Source organism: Thalassolituus sp. UBA2009 (assembly GCF_002335285.1).
Classification (GTDB): Bacteria; Pseudomonadota; Gammaproteobacteria; order Pseudomonadales; family Oceanobacteraceae; genus Venatoribacter; species Venatoribacter alkanivorans.
In genome coordinates this window covers 117,911-124,121 of record NZ_DDCJ01000058.1, presented here as the reverse complement: position 1 = coordinate 124,121, position 6,211 = coordinate 117,911, and the positions used below count along the sequence as shown (strand labels likewise).

Here is a 6,211-nt window from a genome sequence, read left to right as displayed (position 1 = left end):
GACTTCACCAGACCGTCACAGGGCTGAAACATAACTGTCATACTGCACCCGCAAAGTGAAAGTCACACTCAACCTGTCAGCGATGACCTATGACTTTGACTGCGAGTTCTTCCACGCTGCAACGCGTGACCATAGTGACCGAGACCTTTGCACCGGAAATCAACGGTGTCGCCAATACGCTCGGTCATCTGGTTCGGGGGCTAATATCACGCGGTATCGAGGTTCAGGTGATACGCCCGCGTCAGCACCGCAACGATCTCTCCAGCAGTCAGGGCAAACTGCACAGCATTACCCTGCCCGGCCTGCCGATTCCCGGTTACAACGCCCTGCGCTTTGGTTTTCCGCTGATTGGCCGCATCCGTAAAGCTATCAACCGTTTTGCCCCGCAGGCGATCTATGTCGCCACCGAAGGGCCTATGGGTTGGGCTGCGGTCAGTGCCGCCCGCGCCAGTGGCATTACTGTACTGAGCGGCTTCCACACCAATTTTCACCAGTACATTGAGCACTACCGCCTTGGAGCACTGGAAGGCCTGGCTTACCGTTACCTGCGCTACTTCCATAACCGTACCAACGGCACTCTGGTGCCGACCCGCATTCAGCGCGATGAACTGGATGCCCATGGTTTTCACAATGTACGGGTGATGGCCCGTGGCGTTGACAGCCAGTTATTCAGCCCGCAAAAACGCAGTGCTGAACTGCGCAAACAGTGGGGTGTACGCGAAGACGATCTGGTGCTGCTGTACGTCGGCCGCATTGCCGGTGAAAAGAATATGGATCTTGCACTGGCCACATACCGCCGCCTGCTGGCTGCCGATGAGCGGGTGAAACTGGTGCTGGTCGGTGACGGCCCGGCGCTGGCAGGCATACGTGAGCATTACCCGGCGGTGATTTGTTGCGGTATGCAACGTGGTGAAGACCTTGCCCGTCACTATGCCAGCGGCGATGTTTTTCTGTTTCCGAGTAAAACCGACACCTTCGGCAACGTGGTGACCGAAGCCATGGCCAGCGGTTTAGCCGTGGTCAGCTTCGACTATGCCGCCGCGCATGAACATATCCACAACGGTCAGAACGGCATGCTCGCCCCCTTCGGCGATGATCAGAGTTATATCCGCTGTGCCGAAACCTTACTCGACAGCCCGAATTTACTCCGGCGACTGCGCCAGCAGGCTTGCCTGCATGCAGGCAGTATCAGCTGGAACAGCATTGTTGATGATTTTATTCAGCGCCTGAATGGCGCCACTGCGGAGGTAATCCAGCATGGAACTGAGCAAAACAATACAGCCAAAAGCCGCGCTACTGTTTAACAAAGCAGACCGCTTCGAACTGACATTGTGTCAGCGCCTTAACCGCATGGGTCAGTACACTTCAGTACGCCTGTTTTTCAAAAGCATCAGCCGCCTGGGTGATGGGGTGTTCTGGTACAGTCTGGCGCTGTCGCTGATTCTGTTGCAGGGTGTCGAAGGTCTGGCTGCCGTTGGCCATATGACGGTGACAGGACTGATCTGCGTAGCGATTTACAGCCAGCTGAAAAACCGCCTGGTGCGTCAGCGGCCGTTTATTTCCTGGGACGATATCCGCGCCCACACCGCACCACTGGATCTGTACAGCTTTCCATCCGGTCACACCATGAACGCGGTGAACTTTGCCGTGCTGTTCAGCGTGTTCTTCCCGGCGCTGTTCTGGCTGGTTGTGCCTTTCGCCCTGCTGGTTGCTCTATCGCGGGTGATTCTCGGCATGCACTACCCGACCGATGTACTGGTCGGCGCCTGCCTTGGCCTTTTAATCAGCTATCTGTCACTGCTGATCTGGCCTGTGGGGATGTTTGCCGGCGTGGTGATGTAACACCCCATACACATCGGGCCAGCCAATCAAAACAGCGTCAGCTGATTGCGGTCTATCTCCGGCGTGCGTCCGCCAATACCAAGCAGACGCACCTCCTTGTTTTCACGCTGCAGCGCCAGCTTCAGCAAACGGGCAAAGCCCTGTTCTGATGCCTGCTCGTGACTGTCGGCCAGCGTTGTCTGGGTAAAATCGGCAAATTTCACTTTCACAAAGGGCGCCAGCGCCGCCGCCGGCCAGCCTGCGCGTTCCACCCGTTCATGCCAGCGTTCCAGCAATTGCGGCAACTGTGCCAGACAATGTTCTTCACCGGCCAGGTCGGTGGCAAAGGTGCATTCCACACTGACCGATTTACGTGGCCGCTCCAGATTCAGCAGACGATGGTCAATGCCACGGGAGCGTTCATACAGCACCGCGCCCATACGGCCGAAGGTACGCACCAGCTCGGTCAGTTCCCAGCGGCGGATATCGGCGCAGGTCTGCAGTTTGTAGAGCGCGAGTTTTTTCTCCATCGCCGGGCCAATACCGGGGATTTTCCCGACCGGCAACGCCGCGACAAACTCATCGACCTGATGGGGTTTTACCGCCCACTGACCATCGGGCTTGTTCCAGTCGGAGGCAATTTTGGCGAGGAATTTATTCGGCGCGATACCGGCGGAGACGGTAATACCGAGTTCGTTACGTACCCGCCCACGGATTTCCCGCGCGACCTCGGTGGCATTCAGGTGGCTGGCAATTTCCAGATAAGCTTCGTCGACCGATACCTGCTCCAGCTGCAAGGCATATTCCTGCAGAATCACCATCAGCTGTTTTGATACTTCGCGGTACAGCGCCATACGTCCCGGCAGCAACAGCAGCTGCGGACAGAGTTTTTTCGCCTGCGCCGTTGCCATCGCCGAGCGTACGCCAAAAGCCCGCGCCGGATAATTGCAGGTGGCGATCACCCCTCGGCGGTCAGATTCGCCGCCAATGGCAATGGGCAGCTCACGTAATGCCGGATTTTCGCGCATCTCAACTGCGGCAAAAAAACAGTCGCAGTCGATATGAATCACTTTCCGCTGAGTAACAGCGGCAGATTCCGCTTCTGCCACAGCCGGCACTTCCGCTGACACGGCGGAAGCCTGTGAACTCTGAACGCTGTAAGACATCGTATCACTCCGGGTTTGATAAACAGCGATGACCAGCCAATCTGGCACAAGGTTTAAATTACTGTATATTTAACCAGTACAATAATCAATCGCCATGACATAACCCGGCGCTGGTGTTAGCCTTGGCGACCTGTCATTAACCGCCCGGCGAGTCGCTCAGAAATCGTACAGAGCATTATCCTTGCCGCCTATTTACAGGGAATTCCCGCGTGAACGATTTTTCTCAGGCACAAGCCGACTTTATTGCCGCACTCGACAGCAATGATCATCTGTTTGCCAGCACTCTGGCATTTATCGGGCAGTGGTTTGATTTCACCCCCAGCGCGTTCAACAACGGTGGCGTACAAAACAGCGCCGAACAAAACCAGGGCAGCTGCAAGGTGTTTGCCCTCGCCCAGTTGCTGCAACTGAGCAAAGAGCAGGCTCTGCGCTGCTTTGGTGAACATTACCGTGACGTGCTGGCCACGCCGGATGTCGATAATCACCATAACCTGCGCCGTGTACTGCGCGACGGTTTAGGCGATATCAGCTTCGACCAGTTTCCGCTGACTGCTAAAGCGCAGGCCTGATATGGACAGTGCCGTCAGTCTCAAAGCCGGTCTGGTGCCGCTGACCACATTGCATTTCAGCAGCAATGATCTTGCCGATATCCGCGCCCAGCTGGAGAAAAAGCAGGCCGAAGCGCCGGCATTGTTCCGCCATCTGCCCTGTGTGCTGGATTTATCCTCATTAGATCCCAACCTGCTGACGCTGGCGGATTTACAACAGCTCTGCCGAGATTGTGGTCTGCTGCCCGTTGCTGTACGTAATGCCGGCAATGAGTGGCAGGCTCAGGCAGAAGCATTGCATCTGGCCGATCTTGGTAAAGGAACCAGCCGCGCTGCAGCCCGCCAGCAGGACACACAGGCCACAGATTCAGGCAATGAAACACCGCCACCTGCACGTGCGGTCAAAATTCATACCGGGAATATCCGCTCCGGTCAGCAGCTGTATAACGACGGCGACCTGATCATTTTTGGCATGGTCAGCGCTGGCGCTGAAGTGCTGGCAACCGGCGATATTCATATCTACGGCACCCTGCGCGGACGTGCTCTGGCGGGGGTAAAAGGCGATGAGGCGGCTATTATTGCCTGTCAGCAGTTCGATCCGGAACTGGTTGCTATTGCCGGTCAGTACCGTCTGTTTGAAGAACAGCAGGAGCAACGCCAGCAGCCGGTCGCGGTCAGCCTGCAGGATGGCACCTTGAACATCACCAGCGTTTGATAAATACTGCGCCACACATTGAATTTTCAGGGAAATACGGCTTTGGCAAAGATCATCGTTGTCACCTCCGGTAAAGGCGGAGTCGGTAAAACCACCACCAGTGCAGCCTTCTCCACCGCTCTGGCCATGAAAGGCCATAAAACCGTCGTCATCGACTTCGATGTTGGCCTGCGCAATCTGGATCTGGTCATGGGCTGTGAACGCCGTGTGGTCTACGATTTCGTTAACGTCGTGCAGGGTGAAGCATCCCTGAAACAGGCACTGATCAAAGACAAGCGTCTGCCGAACCTGTTTGTCCTGCCGGCCTCACAAACCCGTGATAAAGACGCACTGAATCCCGAAGGTGTGGAAAAAGTGCTGAATGAACTCAGCGCCGATTTTGACTACATCGTCTGCGATTCCCCGGCCGGTATTGAGCACGGCGCACATATGGCGCTGTATTACGCCGAGGAAGCCATCATCGTCACCAACCCGGAAGTCTCTTCCGTACGTGACTCTGACCGCATCATCGGCATTCTGCAGAGCAAATCACGCCTCGCCGAACAGGGCAAAAGCGTTAAAGAACATCTGCTGTTGACCCGCTATAACCCGGAACGCGTTGAGCGCGGTGAAATGCTGTCGGTACAGGACGTCGAAGAAATTCTCGCCATCCCGCTGCTGGGCGTTATCCCGGAATCGGAAGCGGTATTAAAAGCCTCTAATCAGGGTGTACCCGTTGTGCACGACGCCGAAAGTGACGCTGGCCAGGCCTACGATGACGCTGTAGCCCGTTATCTGGGCGAAGACCGTCCGCATCGTTTTCTTGAGAAGCAGAAAAAAGGCTTCCTGAAGCGCGTATTCGGAGGTTGATATGAGTTTAATGGATTACTTCCGCAAGGAGCAGAAAAGCAGCGCCAGTGTCGCCAAAGAGCGTTTACAGATTCTGGTTGCCCACGATCGCCTGCGTAATAACGGCCCCGAATATCTGCCGCAGCTGCAGCAGGAAATTCTCGCGGTTATCCGCAAATATGTCGCCATCGGTGAAGACGACGTATCGGTTCATCTCGAACAGCAGGGCACCACATCGGTGCTGGAGCTGAACGTTACCCTGCCGGATCGTAAATGATCCGTCTGCTTGTGCAACGCTGGTCAGAGGCCCCCCTTCTGCAGCGTTGCGGCCTGTTCTTCGCCCTCTGCAGTTACGCCTTACTCTGGCCCGGGGTTACTGAACCCATTATGACCCTGAGCGCTCAGGTCAGCATGTTTGGCCTTAAGGCCCAGCTGTTTCACGAAACCCGCTCAATCTGGCAGACCGTTCTCAAATTGCATGAGCTGGGTTACACCCCGGTTGCCATTCTTATTGTCAGCTTCAGTGTGATTATTCCGCTGCTGAAACTGGCGCTGATCATCAGCACCTGGCTGCTGCCTTCAGTGCTGCGCTGGCGCCTGGTCGGCATGCTGGGTAAATGGTCGATGGCCGATGTATTTGTCGTCGCTATTCTGGTGGCTTTTTTTACCGCCAAAGCCACCGCCGAATTATCGGCCGAACTGTTACCCGGTTTTTACTGGTTTACCGCCTTCTGCCTGTGCTCCGTTATCTCCGGACAAATGCTGACCCTGCACACCGACCAAAACCAGCGCGCAGGAACGCCTGAGCTGAACTAAGCTTATCCGCAGACAGTTGATTCCGGAGATGCTATGACCACCCTCGCCCTGCACCATATTCTGCTGAAAAGCCCGTTGCTGGCTGCCGATGTTTTACAGGAGCTGCATCTTGGTGCCGACTTCAGTGAACTGGCCGAAGAGTATTCCGCCTGCCCCTCCGCACATCATCAGGGCTTTGCCGGTTATCACGACAGCGACCAATTGCCCACCGAACTGCTGCGCGCCCTGAATGAGCATGACAGCGAATCTCCTTACGTCGGTCCGGTCAGAACCGCCTTTGGTTACCATATTCTGAAAGCGGTGGCGAAACCGGAACG

9 protein-coding genes are annotated in these 6,211 nt (G+C 55.9%); 8 read left to right on the top strand and 1 reads right to left on the bottom strand.

What is annotated here, in order from left to right; all coding sequences use genetic code 11:
- Positions 1-89 precede the first annotated feature (89 nt).
- Positions 90-1,304, top strand: coding sequence for a glycosyltransferase family 4 protein (locus B3P58_RS06620; RefSeq protein ID WP_286716566.1), 1,215 nt, complete (start codon positions 90-92; stop codon positions 1,302-1,304).
- On the top strand, positions 1,258-1,842 hold the full coding sequence (locus B3P58_RS06615; RefSeq protein ID WP_286716565.1) for a phosphatase PAP2 family protein: 585 nt from the start codon (positions 1,258-1,260) through the stop codon (positions 1,840-1,842). Before B3P58_RS06620 ends, B3P58_RS06615 begins: the two co-directional genes overlap by 47 nt.
- A 26-nt stretch (positions 1,843-1,868) precedes the next feature.
- Here B3P58_RS06615 and dinB read toward each other — a convergent pair whose 3' ends face one another.
- Positions 1,869-2,987, bottom strand: coding sequence for a DNA polymerase IV (gene dinB, locus B3P58_RS06610; RefSeq protein WP_286716564.1), 1,119 nt, complete (start codon positions 2,985-2,987; stop codon positions 1,869-1,871).
- A 209-nt stretch (positions 2,988-3,196) separates the two neighbouring features.
- Here dinB and B3P58_RS06605 point away from each other — a divergent pair, with 209 nt between their 5' ends.
- The 6 genes from B3P58_RS06605 to B3P58_RS06580 all read left to right on the top strand — a co-directional run.
- Positions 3,197-3,556 (top strand): HopJ type III effector protein, encoded by a 360-nt coding sequence (locus B3P58_RS06605; RefSeq protein WP_225692178.1) that lies wholly within the window; start codon positions 3,197-3,199, stop codon positions 3,554-3,556.
- A 1-nt stretch (position 3,557) separates the two neighbouring features.
- Positions 3,558-4,250 (top strand): septum site-determining protein MinC, encoded by a 693-nt coding sequence (gene minC / locus B3P58_RS06600; RefSeq protein WP_286716563.1) that lies wholly within the window; start codon positions 3,558-3,560, stop codon positions 4,248-4,250.
- 42 nt (positions 4,251-4,292) lie between these two features.
- Positions 4,293-5,099, top strand: a complete 807-nt coding sequence (gene minD, locus B3P58_RS06595; protein WP_145469780.1) for a septum site-determining protein MinD — start codon at positions 4,293-4,295, stop codon at positions 5,097-5,099.
- Position 5,100: 1 nt separating this feature from the next.
- Complete coding sequence (minE, locus tag B3P58_RS06590; protein ID WP_145469781.1) at positions 5,101-5,355, top strand: cell division topological specificity factor MinE; 255 nt, start codon at positions 5,101-5,103, stop codon at positions 5,353-5,355.
- The gene (locus B3P58_RS06585; RefSeq protein WP_145469782.1) at positions 5,352-5,894 is read left to right on the top strand and encodes a paraquat-inducible protein A; all 543 of its coding nucleotides are present in this window, start codon (positions 5,352-5,354) and stop codon (positions 5,892-5,894) included. Before minE ends, B3P58_RS06585 begins: the two co-directional genes overlap by 4 nt.
- Before the next feature lie 33 nt (positions 5,895-5,927).
- Positions 5,928-6,211, top strand: a 284-nt coding sequence (locus tag B3P58_RS06580; protein ID WP_286716562.1) for a peptidylprolyl isomerase, incomplete at its 3' end; no start/stop codon positions are given.